The sequence below is a fragment of the Paenibacillus sp. FSL R10-2734 genome (assembly GCF_037963865.1).
Classification (GTDB): domain Bacteria; phylum Bacillota; class Bacilli; order Paenibacillales; family Paenibacillaceae; genus Paenibacillus_AQ.
The window spans coordinates 4,716,145-4,730,195 of the sequence record NZ_CP150170.1; the positions used below are offsets into that span (position 1 = coordinate 4,716,145).

15 protein-coding genes are annotated in these 14,051 nt (G+C 45.2%); 6 read left to right on the forward strand and 9 right to left on the reverse strand.

The features are described 5' to 3' along the window. The first annotated feature begins 332 nt into the window (after nucleotides 1-332). Nucleotides 333-1,265 (forward strand): serine hydrolase, encoded by a 933-nt coding sequence (locus NSS67_RS20570; RefSeq protein WP_339320649.1) that lies wholly within the window; start codon nucleotides 333-335, stop codon nucleotides 1,263-1,265. After that, the gene (locus tag NSS67_RS20575; protein ID WP_339315449.1) at nucleotides 1,229-1,516 is read left to right on the forward strand and encodes an S-layer homology domain-containing protein; all 288 of its coding nucleotides are present in this window, start codon (nucleotides 1,229-1,231) and stop codon (nucleotides 1,514-1,516) included. The genes NSS67_RS20570 and NSS67_RS20575 overlap by 37 nt, the downstream gene beginning before the upstream one ends. A gap of 327 nt (nucleotides 1,517-1,843) precedes the next feature. Here NSS67_RS20575 and NSS67_RS20580 read toward each other — a convergent pair whose 3' ends face one another. The 5 genes from NSS67_RS20580 to NSS67_RS20600 form a co-directional block, all read right to left on the reverse strand. Beyond that, nucleotides 1,844-3,961, reverse strand: coding sequence for an amylo-alpha-1,6-glucosidase (locus NSS67_RS20580; RefSeq protein WP_339315450.1), 2,118 nt, complete (start codon nucleotides 3,959-3,961; stop codon nucleotides 1,844-1,846). Nucleotides 3,962-3,987: 26 nt separating this feature from the next. Then, the gene (locus tag NSS67_RS20585; RefSeq protein WP_339315451.1) at nucleotides 3,988-4,824 is read right to left on the reverse strand and encodes a carbohydrate ABC transporter permease; all 837 of its coding nucleotides are present in this window, start codon (nucleotides 4,822-4,824) and stop codon (nucleotides 3,988-3,990) included. 11 nt (nucleotides 4,825-4,835) lie between these two features. Next, entirely contained in the window at nucleotides 4,836-5,711 is an 876-nt protein-coding gene (locus NSS67_RS20590; protein WP_339315452.1) for a sugar ABC transporter permease, read from the reverse strand. 63 nt (nucleotides 5,712-5,774) lie between these two features. Beyond that, nucleotides 5,775-7,151 (reverse strand): ABC transporter substrate-binding protein, encoded by a 1,377-nt coding sequence (locus tag NSS67_RS20595; RefSeq protein WP_339315453.1) that lies wholly within the window; start codon nucleotides 7,149-7,151, stop codon nucleotides 5,775-5,777. 120 nt (nucleotides 7,152-7,271) lie between these two features. Continuing rightward, a complete protein-coding gene (locus tag NSS67_RS20600; protein WP_339315454.1) occupies nucleotides 7,272-8,297 on the reverse strand; it encodes a LacI family DNA-binding transcriptional regulator in 1,026 nt (341 codons plus the stop codon). A gap of 58 nt (nucleotides 8,298-8,355) precedes the next feature. On the opposite strand from NSS67_RS20600, the gene NSS67_RS20605 reads away from it, so the two are divergent. Both NSS67_RS20605 and NSS67_RS20610 read left to right on the forward strand, forming a co-directional pair. Then, nucleotides 8,356-9,213 carry a ChbG/HpnK family deacetylase gene (locus tag NSS67_RS20605; protein WP_339315455.1) on the forward strand — a complete coding sequence of 286 codons (858 nt, stop codon included), beginning with the start codon at nucleotides 8,356-8,358 and terminating at the stop codon, nucleotides 9,211-9,213. A gap of 82 nt (nucleotides 9,214-9,295) precedes the next feature. Continuing rightward, a complete protein-coding gene (locus NSS67_RS20610; protein WP_339315456.1) occupies nucleotides 9,296-9,907 on the forward strand; it encodes a 4-hydroxyphenylacetate 3-hydroxylase C-terminal domain-containing protein in 612 nt (203 codons plus the stop codon). Nucleotides 9,908-10,211: 304 nt separating this feature from the next. Here the strand turns inward: NSS67_RS20610 and NSS67_RS20615 are convergent, their stop codons facing one another. Further along, nucleotides 10,212-11,375, reverse strand: coding sequence for an MFS transporter (locus NSS67_RS20615; protein WP_339315457.1), 1,164 nt, complete (start codon nucleotides 11,373-11,375; stop codon nucleotides 10,212-10,214). Between the two features lie 335 nt (nucleotides 11,376-11,710). Here NSS67_RS20615 and NSS67_RS20620 point away from each other — a divergent pair, with 335 nt between their 5' ends. Then, a complete protein-coding gene (locus tag NSS67_RS20620) occupies nucleotides 11,711-12,310 on the forward strand; it encodes a TetR/AcrR family transcriptional regulator (RefSeq protein WP_339315459.1) in 600 nt (199 codons plus the stop codon). 100 nt (nucleotides 12,311-12,410) lie between these two features. Continuing rightward, nucleotides 12,411-12,788, forward strand: a complete 378-nt coding sequence (locus NSS67_RS20625; RefSeq protein ID WP_339315460.1) for a PilZ domain-containing protein — start codon at nucleotides 12,411-12,413, stop codon at nucleotides 12,786-12,788. A gap of 114 nt (nucleotides 12,789-12,902) precedes the next feature. Here the strand turns inward: NSS67_RS20625 and mnhG are convergent, their stop codons facing one another. The 3 genes from mnhG to NSS67_RS20640 are packed head-to-tail and all read right to left on the reverse strand — an operon-like array spanning nucleotide 12,903 to nucleotide 14,048. Continuing rightward, nucleotides 12,903-13,307: a monovalent cation/H(+) antiporter subunit G gene (gene mnhG, locus NSS67_RS20630; protein WP_339315461.1), complete on the reverse strand. Its 405-nt coding sequence runs from the start codon at nucleotides 13,305-13,307 to the stop codon at nucleotides 12,903-12,905. Further along, nucleotides 13,282-13,575, reverse strand: a complete 294-nt coding sequence (locus tag NSS67_RS20635; RefSeq protein WP_339315463.1) for a Na(+)/H(+) antiporter subunit F1 — start codon at nucleotides 13,573-13,575, stop codon at nucleotides 13,282-13,284. The genes mnhG and NSS67_RS20635 overlap by 26 nt, the downstream gene beginning before the upstream one ends. Continuing rightward, nucleotides 13,575-14,048: a Na+/H+ antiporter subunit E gene (locus NSS67_RS20640; RefSeq protein ID WP_339315464.1), complete on the reverse strand. Its 474-nt coding sequence runs from the start codon at nucleotides 14,046-14,048 to the stop codon at nucleotides 13,575-13,577. Before NSS67_RS20640 ends, NSS67_RS20635 begins: the two co-directional genes overlap by 1 nt. Nucleotides 14,049-14,051 lie beyond the last annotated feature (3 nt).

Sequence of the window (14,051 nt, forward strand, 5' to 3'; positions counted from 1 at the left end):
ATATTTAATCGTTTACATTACATTTCTTCAACTTGTCATAAAAGTTAACATCGGTATATAGTTCCGTTATATAAATCGTGATATATGTCATATTATATGACGCGATTAATAAAACGATATAAGGGAGCTTACAGACTAACTATGACTAAAAAATCATCCATTCTTAAACTAACCCTTCTCTCCTCGCTGTTTCATTATTACCTGGATTACAACCGTCGAAAGTATCTGCAAGCCGTGCAACCCCGAATTTAACCGAAATCGCTGGACTTGTACAACCCATTATTGATAACGCCTCGAAAGATGGCATACGTGTATCGGTTGGTATTGAGGACCTGAGCGGCTCGTATGGAGGCGAAGGAATTTTACTTGGCAAAGACGACACATATAAACCTGCCAGTACAATTAAGATGGCTCTCGTATCGACGCTTATGCAACAAGTCGATAACGGTATGCTCAAATTAAGCGATATGGTTACAGTTAAACCTTCCGATGTTGTGGGTGGGACAGGCTCACTACAAAAAGAGAATTTTCCGCAAGACGTAACACTTGGTCGTCTAGCTCGTCTTATGATTACACAATCGGATAATACGGCTACAAATGTTCTCATCGACGTCGTCGGTTTAGATAAGGTACAGGCATTGCTGGATAAGCTCAACTTAAAGGTTATGCATCTTGGCCGTAAAATGTTCGCAGCTGCTCCGACACCTGCACAAGATAATTATATTAATGCCAAGGACTTGCTAACCCTCCTTGAGGACATCTACGACGGCACATTCTTAAGTACCGAGTCACGCAACCAAATCATTGCTTGGATGGGTGCGCAGGAAGTTAACACTAAATTCGGGGCCGCTTTACCCAATGCCCCGATCGCCCATAAAACGGGTGAAAATGCCAACGTTACCCATGATGTTGGATACTTTCTTCTACCCGGTCGTGAGCTTGCTATCAGTGTTATGACTGAGGTTACAACCACAGATGATTTCGATAAAGCACAAGCACTAGGAAACCCTGTCGTGCAACAAATTGCGAAGTCCGTTTACAATCAATTGTTAGTAGATAACACAGCTGATGTTGGAGAGTTTGTAACTAGAGCAGAGTTCACATCTTTACTAGCTCGCGAGCTTGGACTTAAATCCTCGCAGCAAGGAAAAGAATTCTCTGATGTAGTACAAGGTAGCCCTTTCTATGAAGATATAATGGCAGCACGTGAAGCAGGTCTCATTACGGCTTGTCTGATAACAGCTTTGGCGCGGATACGATCATAACGAGAGCAGAGATGACTACGATGTTTATTCGCGCTTATGAACTCGTGCACGGTAAAGTCAACTCTGGAATTTTAGAATTGCCATACAAGGATAATTCGCAATTACCAAGTTGGGCTAAGGAATCTGTTCTAAAAGCAACCTCCTTGAAAAAAATCAACGGCTTTACTGACGGAACCTTCGGTCTTTTAATTCAGGCCAAGTATTCTGATGGCATTACGGTCATCTCCGGACTTTGGACACTTTCGAAATAAACGATTCATTCACCTACCCTAACAACACACAGTGTTTGGACGTTGTACAAGGGGAATCATGGTTACACACTTTTTTATTTCACTAGAAGAAGACCATGGGCTTAATTCAACAAACGGATAATTTGCTATATAAAAGGAGCAACCTGGAGTTCAGCGCCCAGATTGCTCCTTTTAGTATAATTTCACACATGTAACTCTAAGGTTAGGGAATCATCAGACTCAAGCCGTGGATTCCATCCGTTTAGCCAGTGCAGGTCTAAGGTACCCCCAGAAGCAGAAATGAAGTCCGTTACTCGTACAACCTGCATGCCTTCAATCCTTCGTTCTTTAATGCGAACCGATTGTCCAACCTGTTGTGTTCGCCAAGATGTGATAAGCACAAGTTTCCTTGCTTCGGTTAACATCCACATCCAGCATCCCGCTACCGAGACGAAGTCTGCGAACGGAGAGCAAGTCCATTCCTACCGGCAACATGGGATGAAGCGATATTTGCCGTGCCGTATAATCAAGCCGCAAGCCGAGCATCACTTCAATAAACACGAACGGCGTAGCGGCCGCCCACGCCTGAGGAGAGCATGCGACCGGGTAACGAAGCGGCGCACCCTTATTCGTGGTATAACCGCAGAACAGTTCTGGTAGACGATGATTTTCAAAGCTAGCACCGGCGGCAAGTAAGCCTTCCATAACGATTAACGCTTCCTTGTGGAAGCCTTCGTGATTCATTCCCATAAGACACAGGGAGTTATCGTGCGGCCAAACGCTTCCGTTATGATAGCTGATCGGATTGTAGCCCTTTTCCCCCTCTGCCATCGTTCGAATTCCGTAACCGCTGAACAATTCCTTGGATACTAACTTGTCGGCGACTGCTTCAGCCCTATGTGATTCCAGCATACCTGACATGAGGAGGTGTCCGGGATTCGAAGTAACAGTTTCAACTTGTTTTCTGTCGCCATCGAGAGCCAGAGCATAAAATCGGTCACCTTCCACCCAAAATTCCTTCTCAAACAGCTTCGCCAATTCTTCCGCTTCAGCGATAAGATTACTGGACCAAGCGATCATTTTGTAATCGTTCGAATACGGCTTCATCATGCGGAGGAGCTCCGCAATCGTTGTCTTAGCTTGATAGACATAACCCTGCACTTCGACGAGGGCGATCGGAGCTTTCGCATATTCCCCGTTACGATGTATAACAGAATCGGATGAGTCCTTCCACCCTTGATTCGTAATACCTTTGGCGGATTTGGTGTTATATGTCAAGAAGTTGCTTTCATCCAAATCGCCGCAAGCATCGATCCATTCCAGCGCCCGCTTGATGTTGGGTATCATCTCTTCAAACAACAGCAAATCATCGGTCCATTTGACATATTCACCGATTAGGATTAGAAATAGCGGCGTCGCGTCAACCGTACCATAATACGGTTTAAACGGCACCTGGTTCGTATTCGCTAGCTCGCCATCGCGCAGCTCGTGCATGATTTTCCCCGGCTGCTCATCGCGCCAGCTATCCGACTTTTCCCCTTGATATCGGGCCATCGTCATAATCGTGCCCTTGGCGATTTCGGGATGAACAGGTAGTAGCTGCAACGCCGTGATCAGGCTGTCGCGTCCGAACGGTACAGCATACCAAGGCAAGCCCGCCACGGGAAACAAGCCGAAACCGAGATCCGTGAGCAGCGCCCTAATATCTGACAAACCGCGTCGATAGAGATGATCGAAAAACGGATGATCGCTGCTCACCCATGTCGAAGTTTTCTCCCAATTTGTATACGAGCGCTGTAGCTCTTGAATGGCGATAGCATGCGAATGGCGCTCGGGATAGACTTCGTCGATGACTGGGACAAAGAACAGATTGATCGACGTCAATTGCCCCGCTTCCAAATCCATTTGATAGGTAATCACCGCTCCTTCCTTCGAAACGGCAACATGGGCAGGCGCCTCCATCCACTCAACGAGCAGCGACCGCTTTACATCGTCCACTCCGCCATAATCGATCGAAAACCCGGACGTTAGCTGCCGAACCCCTGTCTTCTGTCCGACTTGGCCATCTTGAAATCCGCGAATGACAAACATATCTTGGAAATCGGCATCGATCTCCAGATTGATGCTGACACGTTGGCTATGCGGATTGAAGTTGGTCACTCCAATCGTTTCATAGAGAATACCTTTATAGATAAATCGCGTTCGCACGATCTCTACGGATTCGCGCCATAGCTTTTCTCCATCTTTGATATCGGGCTTCGTAAGCACGATATTCGAGACATAGTTCCGGTCAACGTTGGAAGCAAGCATAATCGGTTTTGCCCCGTTGACGGTCAACGCCATGCGGCTGAGAAACCGCGTATCTTTCGTATATAAACCGAAGCCTTCCTTGGAATCGGTCAATATATCACCGGATAAATCCGTTATGAGAAACAAATCGTTTTCTTTGATTACGCTGTATGCCACAGCTACACCTCGTTCATTTTCATTAACTATCCTTTAACCCCGGAAGAAGCCACGCTTTGCTGCACTTGCTCCTGAACAAGCACGTAAATCACAATCCCCGGAAGAATCACCATCATTAGCGCAGCGAACATTCTTGTATAATTGTAGGAGAACGCTTCGTTAAAAAATTCCAGTGCCACCGGCAACGTTCTGTTCTTCTCGCTGGTCGTCAATATCAGTGCGTAGAAGTATTCATTCCAATTGTTCAAGAACATTAAAATGCCGGCTGTCGAAATGCCCGATTTGGCCAACGGCATGTTTACGTTCCAGAAGATTCTCCAGAAGCCCGCGCCGTCGATTAAAGCTGATTCGTCAAGATCTTTGGGAATTGCGATAAACGATAACCGCAGGATGAACAATGCCAGAGCCATTCCGAAAGATGCATACACGAGAATCAATGCGGTCTTCGTATCATAGAGATCGAGGTTCATGATGATCGTGAAGATAGGCTGCGCACGGGCATATCCCGGGATCAGCAACGTAATGGTACAAAGGATAAATAAGAACGATTTGCCGCGAAAATTGAATTTCCCGAAAATATAACCGGCCATCGTGTAAATGAACAGCGCAATCAAAGTCGAGGCTATCGCAATGAACATGGAATTCATAAAGTACCCCAAAAAATTGTACTGTGTGAAAACATCCATGTATGCTTGAAAGTCAATTTTTTTCGGCAGAGAAAAAGGATCATTCAATATTTCTTTGTTTGATTTGAAGGAAGACAACAGAATCCATAAGATCGGGAATATCGACACCAAGACCGTAAACGTCATGACGCTGTAAGAGACAATGAGTTCAGGCCATTTTCGGATGTTTATTATCACTTTTACACCCCTCAATAAGTACTCTCGTTCATCTTAAACACCCGATTGATCAGCAGAAGGACCAGGATGCCAAGTAGAATCATGATCGTCGCTGCCGCGTTGGCGTAACCATAGTTGTAATTAACGATGCCGTCATAGAGCATCAGCGTTATGTTATAGGTATCGTTACCCGGCCCACCTCGAGAGGTAAGTGCCACTTCCTCGAAGCCGGCAATCCGCGCAGTGACAGACAATATGATGCCTGTTCCAATCGCTTTTTTGACAAGCGGCAGGTTTATATGACGGATCATCCCCCACTCGCTCGCTCCGTCCAACAGCGCAGCTTCATGAACTTCCTTGGGAATGGCCATCAAATCGTTATAGACGATCAAGGTAACGTACACGGCATAAAACAACCAAGTGAGCGTTATAGCGAAAAAAGAGGCAGGGGAATCGAAAAACCAATTGACATGAAAATCCGAAAAGCCGATGCTTCTGATCATATGGTTCAAAATGCCGATTTCATCGTTGAAGAACAGTTTGTAAATGATCGCCCAAGCAGCGGCGGAGATGACCATCGGCACCATAAACACACCCCGAACGAATCTCCATCCGATATGTTTCTTGTACAATACGAACGCAACCAGTGTGCCGAATCCGACGTGCAGCGTAGCCGCCATAAGCGACCACAGTAGAATATTACGCAAGGCAATGAAGAAGGTGTTGTCATACGTAATGAGATGGATATAATTATTTAAACCGTTAAATTCGGGGGCGCGAAGACCGTCCCACTCCATAAATCCAGTCACGAGCACCGTTCCGATCGGGACGATGTAAAACAAAGCCAGCACGAGAACCGTTGGCGCCAAGAACGCCGCAATCCATACATTCAACCACTTGATTTTCATTTTTTCACCTCTTTTTCTGCAATGAGCCCTCTCACTACGAGTGGAGGGCTCTTCCGTTGCGGCTTATTTTTTGAATTGTTGCGCTTTCTTCGTTAAATGCTCGGCGAATTGCTCCGGCGTCATTTTGTCTTGTGCCAGCAGCGGTAGATAACCGCTAAACTCTTTGGACGAAATCTGATCCGGCCACACATCCGCCATGGATTGAGCGATCATCTTCAGATCGCTGCTCACGGACCGGTTCATCTCGGCCAAAATTGGATTCAGCTTGGAGGTGAACTCGGCGGAAGTTTGAATGTTAGGCGCTTGCCCGCCTTCGGCAACCATATACGCTTCTACCTCCTCAGGAGAACGGATGAATTCGATGAACGCAAGTGCCGCTTCCGTCTCCTCCTGCTTCAGCCCCTTCGGAATCCACCAAGAGTACTCGGCTGTCGTGGCCAGCCCAATGCCGCCGGGATACAGAGAAACGCCTACCTTCTTGTCAAATCCCTCCGGCGCTTTCGTCGTATCCGAGAAGTCTCCGACCATCCAAGTCCCGTTCGCGATAATCGCCGTTTTTTCGTTCAGGAAGTTGTTGGCGGAATCCGCGTAAGCGGCGCCAAGCGCATTGTCCGTCGTGTATTCCTTAAGCCATTTTTGTACTTCACCAAATGCCTTGACCCACATCTGGCTCGTATAATCAAATTCTTTGTCTGCGCGATTGCTCTTCAGCACTTCTTCAGCGCCTGGCTCGTTAGCCATGAAAGCGGATGCAAGAAGCATCGTGGTCCAGGCGTTTTCCCCAGTCATCAGAGAAAGCGGTGTGATGCCTTTATCCTTAAGTGCTTGAAGCGCCTGATCGAATTCTTCGAAATTCATTTGCGCGATTGGTTTCGTAATTCCCGCGTCTGCAAACATTTCTTTATTGTAGAACAAGCCGATCGGACGAACTACGGAAGACGGCATGGTGTAAATCTTACCATCTCTTGTATTGAATGCGACGGAATCCTCGATCAGAGACGCTTTCAATTCCGGCTTTGAATCTAAAAATGGCTTCAGATCGTAAATCTCGTCTTTCTCAATCAGAGTCTCGACAAGCTCATTGGCTCCTTTTTCGATGAGTGCGGGCAGCTCTTTTTGCTGCCAAAGAAGCTTGATTTTGTCATTATAGTCATCGTTCGGTACTTCTTCGATTTGAATTTCATATTTGTCGGCATACTTTGTGTTGAAGCGCTCTACTTGCGGTAGGAAAAATTTCGCCCCTACGTTCTGACCTGACTTATAATGCGGAATTTTAAGTACAACTTTTTCTTGTACGGCGGTTTCCACCGGTTTATCGGTGCTTTCCCCCGACGAGCTTGGCGTACCCGATGCGCTACCTCCATCATTGTTGGACCCACATCCTGTTAAACCCAGTGCCATGGTCAAACACAGCATCGATACGATTTTGAATCTCTTCATAAGCCCATTTCTCCCCTTTTAGTCAGTAGTTTTTATTTAAAGATTTCCGAAGGAAACCCTTAAAACGGTGTCTGACTGAGATCATCCAAAACGTTTCGGAAAAAGGTTACAAAAAAGCTGTTAGCCTTTTTGCAACCGATCCGTACTCTCACGGATAATGAGCCGATTATCAAGCACGATTTTATGCTTGACTTTGCGCCCTTCTATCATATCGATGAGCATTTGCGCTGCTTGATAGCCCATCTCGTATTTCTCCTGACGCACAGTGGTCAGTTTAGGTGTGCTGTAGGAGGCTATCGAGATGTCATCAAAGCCAATTACTGAAATGGAATCAGGTATTGCCCTGCCCATCTGCTCCAATTCTTTCATCACGCCCAGCGCCATAATATCGCTGGAGCATACGACAGCCGTCGTTTCGGGATGGCGCGACAGGATTTTGCCAATGGCCTCCGCCCCGCCCTCTTCCGAAAATCGGCCGTCTTCAACTCTACTGACTTCGTAGGCGATGTCAGCCTCCTGCAAGCCCAGCATGTATCCTGACAAACGATCCGCGCAGATAGCCGCTTCTTTATAACCATTTATAAAAGCGATGTTACGGTGCCCCAGCTGGATCAAATGACGGACGGCATCCCTGACTCCACTTACATTATCAGTCGTGACGTGGCCGACCCGCTCGCCGGCGACAGGAATGTCGATTAATACGGAAGGAAACAAGGATTGATCAGTGACCTCTCTTAAATAGGGATCGGTTGTCTTTAAACCCTTCAGGATAACGCCGTCAACATTACGCTCCCGACAAAGGTCCGAATAGGTTTTATTCATTTGTTTGTTCGGATTCGTACTGAACAAAATGATATCGTAATTCAACTCGCTGGCCCGGTCACTAATGCCACACAGCACCTCGAACGAAAAAGCGGCTTTGACGCTGTCGCGCGTAAGCTCCGAAATGATGACGCCGATCGTATTCGTTTTTTTTAGTACCAGACTTTGTGCCTGTGAGTTCGGCCGGTAGGACATTTTTTCGGCAAGCTTCTTGATCCGACTTCTTGTTTTTTCATTGACGTCGGGGTAGCCGTTCAGCGCGCGGGATACTGTAGTAATGGATACGCCTGCCGCTTTAGCGATATCTTTGATTGTAGGTGACATATAAAAACCTCAAACTTTCCAAAACGTTTTGGTAATGCTACAATCAATATAGCATCAGGTGAAAGCGATTGCAATATTTTGTTGGAAATTTTTAGGGTGGACGAATTCACTACAAAATAACCGGAGGTTGAATGAATTGCCGAAGCTGGAAATTTACTTGATCACGCAAGGCGACGATTTGGGAGGAAGCTATTCCGCCAACAAGGCCATCCACGAGGCGTGGCGGAATGGCGAGCTCCGCAATGGTTCATTGATGGCTAATGGTATGGCGGTACAGGACGCCGCGAAGCTATTTGCCCATGAGGATGGATTTTGCATTGGCCTTCATTGCACCCTGCATGCAGAGTGGGACCACGTTCGCTGGGGTCCGGTTTTGTCTCCAAACCAGGTTCCGAGCTTGGTGCTCAAAGACGGCACTTTTCACCGGTCTCCTGCAGACTGGAAGACGTCGGGATTTGAAATTTCGGAAGTGATGGCTGAATTACAAGCTCAACTGGAAGCGGTCAGAAAGCTGGGCTTCAAGCCTTATTACGCTGATACGCATATGGGTTTCGAGCGAATCGATGAACGGCTCACTCACCAATTCGACGATTGGTGTGAAAGCGAGGGGCTAATGTCCTACCGAAACGTTTGCACGAATATCAGCCATAACGGACCAGGCCAAGGAGAAGATCCCGTCTTGAACGTCATTCAAGCACTTGAATCCGTCACCCCCGGCATTTATCGCCTAGTCACGCACCCAACGTTTATAGATGAGGAAATTCTAAGTTTCGGAAACGTGCAGTATTCCGGTGAACAAATCGCTAGGGAGAGAGATGCCGACCGCAGACTGTTCCAAGACGAACGGTTCAAGCGGTACATTGCCCAGAACGGGATTCGCACCATTCGTTACGACGAGCTCTGGAAATATCGCTAAGCGCATATAGACCCACTTTAAAACCTTCAAACTATGAAATCCTTTCAATAGTTTTCCTTATCATTGGTTCAATTTATATAGAATGGATAAGAGGATACCCACGATATGTGGATTTTATTATGGAGATGAGATTTACAGCGCCCGATTGTTTAGCGAGAGCCACTTCCATACGCATATAGCCCACCAAATCATCACCCGCTATATTGCAAAGACTGAGTTCTTTCTCGGTGTGCTAGAGTCTTTGGCAGAAGAACAAAACGCCGTACTTGAGCCCTACACTCTTCTACCGATTTCCAGAATTATTACGTATCTAGAAACATTCAAAACGTTAAGGCTTGCTTCTGAAATAGGGGCAACCCATGACCAATTTGGATATCTCGTTCCGGATAAAGGGCCCCTTCTGGCTTCAACCATTCACTTTACAGAATTCTATCCAAAGATGGTTGAAATGGTCCAAAATCTCAGTTCAAGCGGCCTCATTATGATCACCTCAGAATCCGACTTTATTTCAAGTGCTGGTTCGTATCTCCATCAGTATTTGAAGGGTAATAACTCGGAGGCATGGTATCGAAATGCCTTATTCCGGCTCTCCTGGGAACTAGGAGCGGGTGCATTCGGTGGTCGTCAAACCCAGTTTGAGCGGTTATTCTTCGGGAATTCAGAAACAGTGGCCTGGCGCATGTACAACAGCTAAGAAAATCACGAATACTTCCGTCAAATCATTCACGAATTTATTTCACCAGAAGACCCTCACCCTCCTTCAACAACAGATGTAGTTTCTAAGTGAGCTTTTTGTTTATTCTTCATGTCGAATTGATCTTTTCGAATTGCTCCCACGGCCAGGTGACACGAAACATTATAGCCCTGGCCGGAGCGTTAAGACTTAGAAATCGCATCTAAATATACGCCATACGCCAAGTCTTTCCCACCACCCCCGCGAGATATCCATAAAAGATCAGCGATACAATTTTTTCACACGAATATCTCATCCCTTCGGGTTACTCCTTTGTTAATGACCAAAATAGAAGAGCAAGAGCACTCACAATTGCACCTAATAAACTCACTCCGTTCCAGCCAAAGTAAACATAGATACTGGTAGATGCGATCGACCCAGTGGCACTACCAAAGGAATAGAAAATCATGTAACCGGCAGTAAGCCTACTGCGTGCCTCAGGTCGCAAAGTAAGAATCATACTCTGATTGGTGACATGTACGGCTTGTACTGCAAGGTCAAGAAGGATAATACCAATTATTAATGCAAGAAGCGAATGTTGAACATAACTTATTGGCAACCATGATATAAGCAAAAGAATCAAGGCCACACCGGTGGTCTTCTGTCCTAAACCTCGATCGGCGAGGCGACCTGCTCGCGCTGCTGCTAACGCCCCTGCGACGCCTGCGAGACCAAATGCTCCAATAGCAGTATGTGAAAAAGACAACGGCGGGGCGCTGAGAGGTAATACTAGAGAAGTCCATAATATACTGAAAGCGGTAAAAATCATCATGGCTAGTGCAGCACGAATTCTAAGGGTTCGTTCCTGAGCAAACAATGTGAGCATTGAACGAATCAACTGCAGGTAAGATAATGATTCTCTTTTGTGCTCATAATGTGGCAGCACCCGAAACAATACACATGCCATGATTAGTGTTAATACTGCGGAAACAAGGTAGACAGAACGCCATCCTGCTAAATCCATTAATACGCCAGCGAAAGTTCGCGCCAGTAGAATACCAATTACGATTCCACTTGTCACAACACCAACGACACGCCCACGTTCGGCTGGAGCAGCCAATGTTGCCGCGAACGCAACGAGCGTCTGTGTCACTACGGCAAGAAACCCAACCACTGCTATCCCTATGAATAACACCAAACTGCTGGTGGCAGTACCAACAACAATCAAAGCCAATACGGATAGCAGCATCTGTCCAGCGATCAGCCAACGTCGATTTAATAAATCTCCCAGAGGCACTAGCAATAACAGTCCAAGTGCATAAAAAATTTGAGTGATTGTAATAACAAGCCCAACAAATGAATGAGAAATACCAAACTCGTTCGAAATAGCGTCCAGTAAAGGTTGCGCATAATATATGTTAGCAACTACTATTCCGCAGGCGATGGAAAATAAGAGTGCTACATTACGAGATATTAATGATATGTGCACTGATTCCGACGCCCTAAGCCTTTCTTGCACTGTTTCAGCTGTCTCAGCTTTTTTGTCTGTTTGATCCACTATAATAGCTTTCGATTCCTCAACAGATTCCCCCAAAGATAACGCCTCCTAAAATTAACTTTTATCAAATTCATAAATTACATACTAATCGGTACGTAATTATACTTGCCAAATATAACTCTAAAAAAAGATAACTGTCAATAGATTACTTTGTAGGACAAGATAAATTATAAATACACTGTTTATGTGTCCATTTCGCATTGACATAATAATCTTCACATCATAAAATCATATTATACCGTTCGATATGAAAAGAGGGAGTTACTATGGCTCGGCCACGAGAATTTGATGAGGAAAAAGCATTGGATGCAGCTATGCAAGTATTTTGGGAGAAAGGGTTCGAGGCTACCTCTTTAAGCGACCTGACCTCAAGAATGGGTATACAACGGCCTAGCATCTACTCAACCTTCGGAGACAAAAAAGGACTATTTGAAGCTGCATTGCGGAAATATACGAGTTCTCATGCTGCCTATGTTCGTAACAAGCTTCACAACAATCCTTCTGTTAAAGAGGCTTTTCGTGATTTCTTTGAAAATATGGTGGCAAAAGAATATGGACAAACACCGAACTGGGGCTGCTTTTGCATCAATTCGATGGTTGAGCTTTCACCCCACGATGAGAAATTTGAGATCCTAACAAGAGAACACCAGATGTATCTCTCGGTAATCTTTCAAGAAACGATTGAGCGAGGTTTGCGCTCAGGTGAGCTTGATCCCGCTATTAACGCAAAGAGTTTAGCGCAGACACTAGTCATATCATTAATTGGACTAACTGTGATCATGAAATCCCGTCCTGAAAGATCATTTGTAGATAATTCTGTAAAAGAAATACTTACATTGTTACGAGAAAATCAAATAATCAGCTAGGCAAATTTGTAGCTTCGAAACGATATTATGTTTAATAACTCTTCACTAATCCAGTTTTCCTGTCGATATTTATAGTAGATGGAAAAGTATGGAGGAGCATATGAACACTAATCGCAGAACTGAACCTTTTCGATATACCCTTAAAGAACCAGTAACCCTTGATCTTCATATTCTTAGTATTAACGGAATTCAGGTTCCTTCAAAGCCTGTAAGAGCTGTACTATTCAATATCAGTCGAACAGGCTGCCACTTATCGTTACCCCTCAACATTAATCCGGAAAATAACTTGGTACGGATTGGTATGGAAATGGATCTTACGGATGAATCTATTTACTTAGAAGGAATTCTGAAATGGAATAGAGAACAGCAAGACTGTTTCCATTACGGTATTCAATTAGACATTCCTGAAGCAGACATTGAGTGTCTTCCGAGGGTACTACGCAGGCTCGCTGGAGAAGGTAAAATATTAGTTCGTTGAACGATCAAAATCAGAAGAGTGATCCGTTTAATAAAAAACAAACCCTCGTCTAGACGAGGGTTTGTTTCAGTTTTTGCTGCTGTTATTAAAAATCAAGATTAATTCCTAACGCTTCTACCTTTGTTCTTGAGGTACCTCTTCTTCAGAGGTTGCTGGTATAACTTGCTCCTTCTCCAGCACCTCTTTTAAATCATCCTGAATTCTTCGATCCCAATGAGGAACACCAGAGCGATACGCCGCTCTACCTGTTAGATGGGCAGTTAAAGGTGCAGTCATAAATACGAAGACAATCCCTAGTAATAGCTTTGCACTAATATGATCCTGAAAAAATGCAAAATATAGAAACGCCCCAACTAAGACACATAAAACACCGAGAGTGGCACTTTTGGCGGCAGCATGTGATCTTAGATAAACATCAGGTAGCCGAATCAAACCAATGGCACTTACGGCGCTAAGCAATGCTCCCATTAGAATTAACAAGGCAAACAGCAGCTCACCTGTAGTCTTGATCATTTCCATGTTCTAGCACCACTCCCTTTTCGATATATCTGGCAAAGGCTGTCGTTCCGATAAAGGAAAGAATTCCAATTAACAAAATAATTTCTATAAAAGCCTGCGTTTGGAGAAAGACTGATAAAACGGCCACCATTGCTAGCAGATTAATTCCAATCGTATCTAGCGCAGCGACTCGGTCAGGTAAAGAAGGACCTTTCACCAAACGCCATGCACATACGCCTATAGCTATAGCCATGATCGTAATGGATAGCATAAGAATAAAATAGATCATTAGCGGGACACCTCCAGTATCGCATGTTCAAAGGTATCACGGATATTTGCTCTGAACTGTGCAGGGTCATCTACATCCATGGAATGAATATACAAAGTCCGATTATCATCGGACACTTCAAGCACCACCGATCCAGGAGTAAGGCAGAGAATCGTGATTAACGTTGCCACTTCCCAATCCGATTTCAGCTCTGTAGTATATTTGAGGATAGCTGGACGTATATTAGGCTCCGGTCTTAGAACGGCTTTTACCACTACATAACTAGAAACAACCAGCTCCCGCAGCACCAACAGGATTAGCTTAATGATCGCCCACACTTTTCCAAGATATAACCTGGGCCAAAAGCGTCGCATTCCGAGCAGAATGAGTATACCGAGCAGGAAACCAATGATAAAACGTGGTCCAGTCCAGTCATTGTGCAGAAACATCCACAGGAATGCTATCATGAAATTCAATAATAGTTGAAAAGCCATAGT

Excerpts from the sequence above, each read along its gene's own strand:
- NSS67_RS20590 (WP_339315452.1), bottom strand. The coding sequence starts at position 5,711 with ATGAAAATCAAGTGGTTGAATGTATGGATTGCGGCGTTCTTGGCGCCA.
- NSS67_RS20595 (WP_339315453.1), bottom strand. The coding sequence starts at position 7,151 with ATGAAGAGATTCAAAATCGTATCGATGCTGTGTTTGACCATGGCACTG.
- NSS67_RS20600 (WP_339315454.1), bottom strand. The coding sequence starts at position 8,297 with ATGTCACCTACAATCAAAGATATCGCTAAAGCGGCAGGCGTATCCATT.
- NSS67_RS20610 (WP_339315456.1), top strand. The coding sequence starts at position 9,296 with ATGGATAAGAGGATACCCACGATATGTGGATTTTATTATGGAGATGAG.
- NSS67_RS20620 (WP_339315459.1), top strand. The coding sequence starts at position 11,711 with ATGGCTCGGCCACGAGAATTTGATGAGGAAAAAGCATTGGATGCAGCT.
- NSS67_RS20625 (WP_339315460.1), top strand. The coding sequence starts at position 12,411 with ATGAACACTAATCGCAGAACTGAACCTTTTCGATATACCCTTAAAGAA.
- mnhG (WP_339315461.1), bottom strand. The coding sequence starts at position 13,307 with ATGGAAATGATCAAGACTACAGGTGAGCTGCTGTTTGCCTTGTTAATT.
- NSS67_RS20635 (WP_339315463.1), bottom strand. The coding sequence starts at position 13,575 with ATGATCTATTTTATTCTTATGCTATCCATTACGATCATGGCTATAGCT.
- NSS67_RS20640 (WP_339315464.1), bottom strand. The coding sequence starts at position 14,048 with ATGGCTTTTCAACTATTATTGAATTTCATGATAGCATTCCTGTGGATG.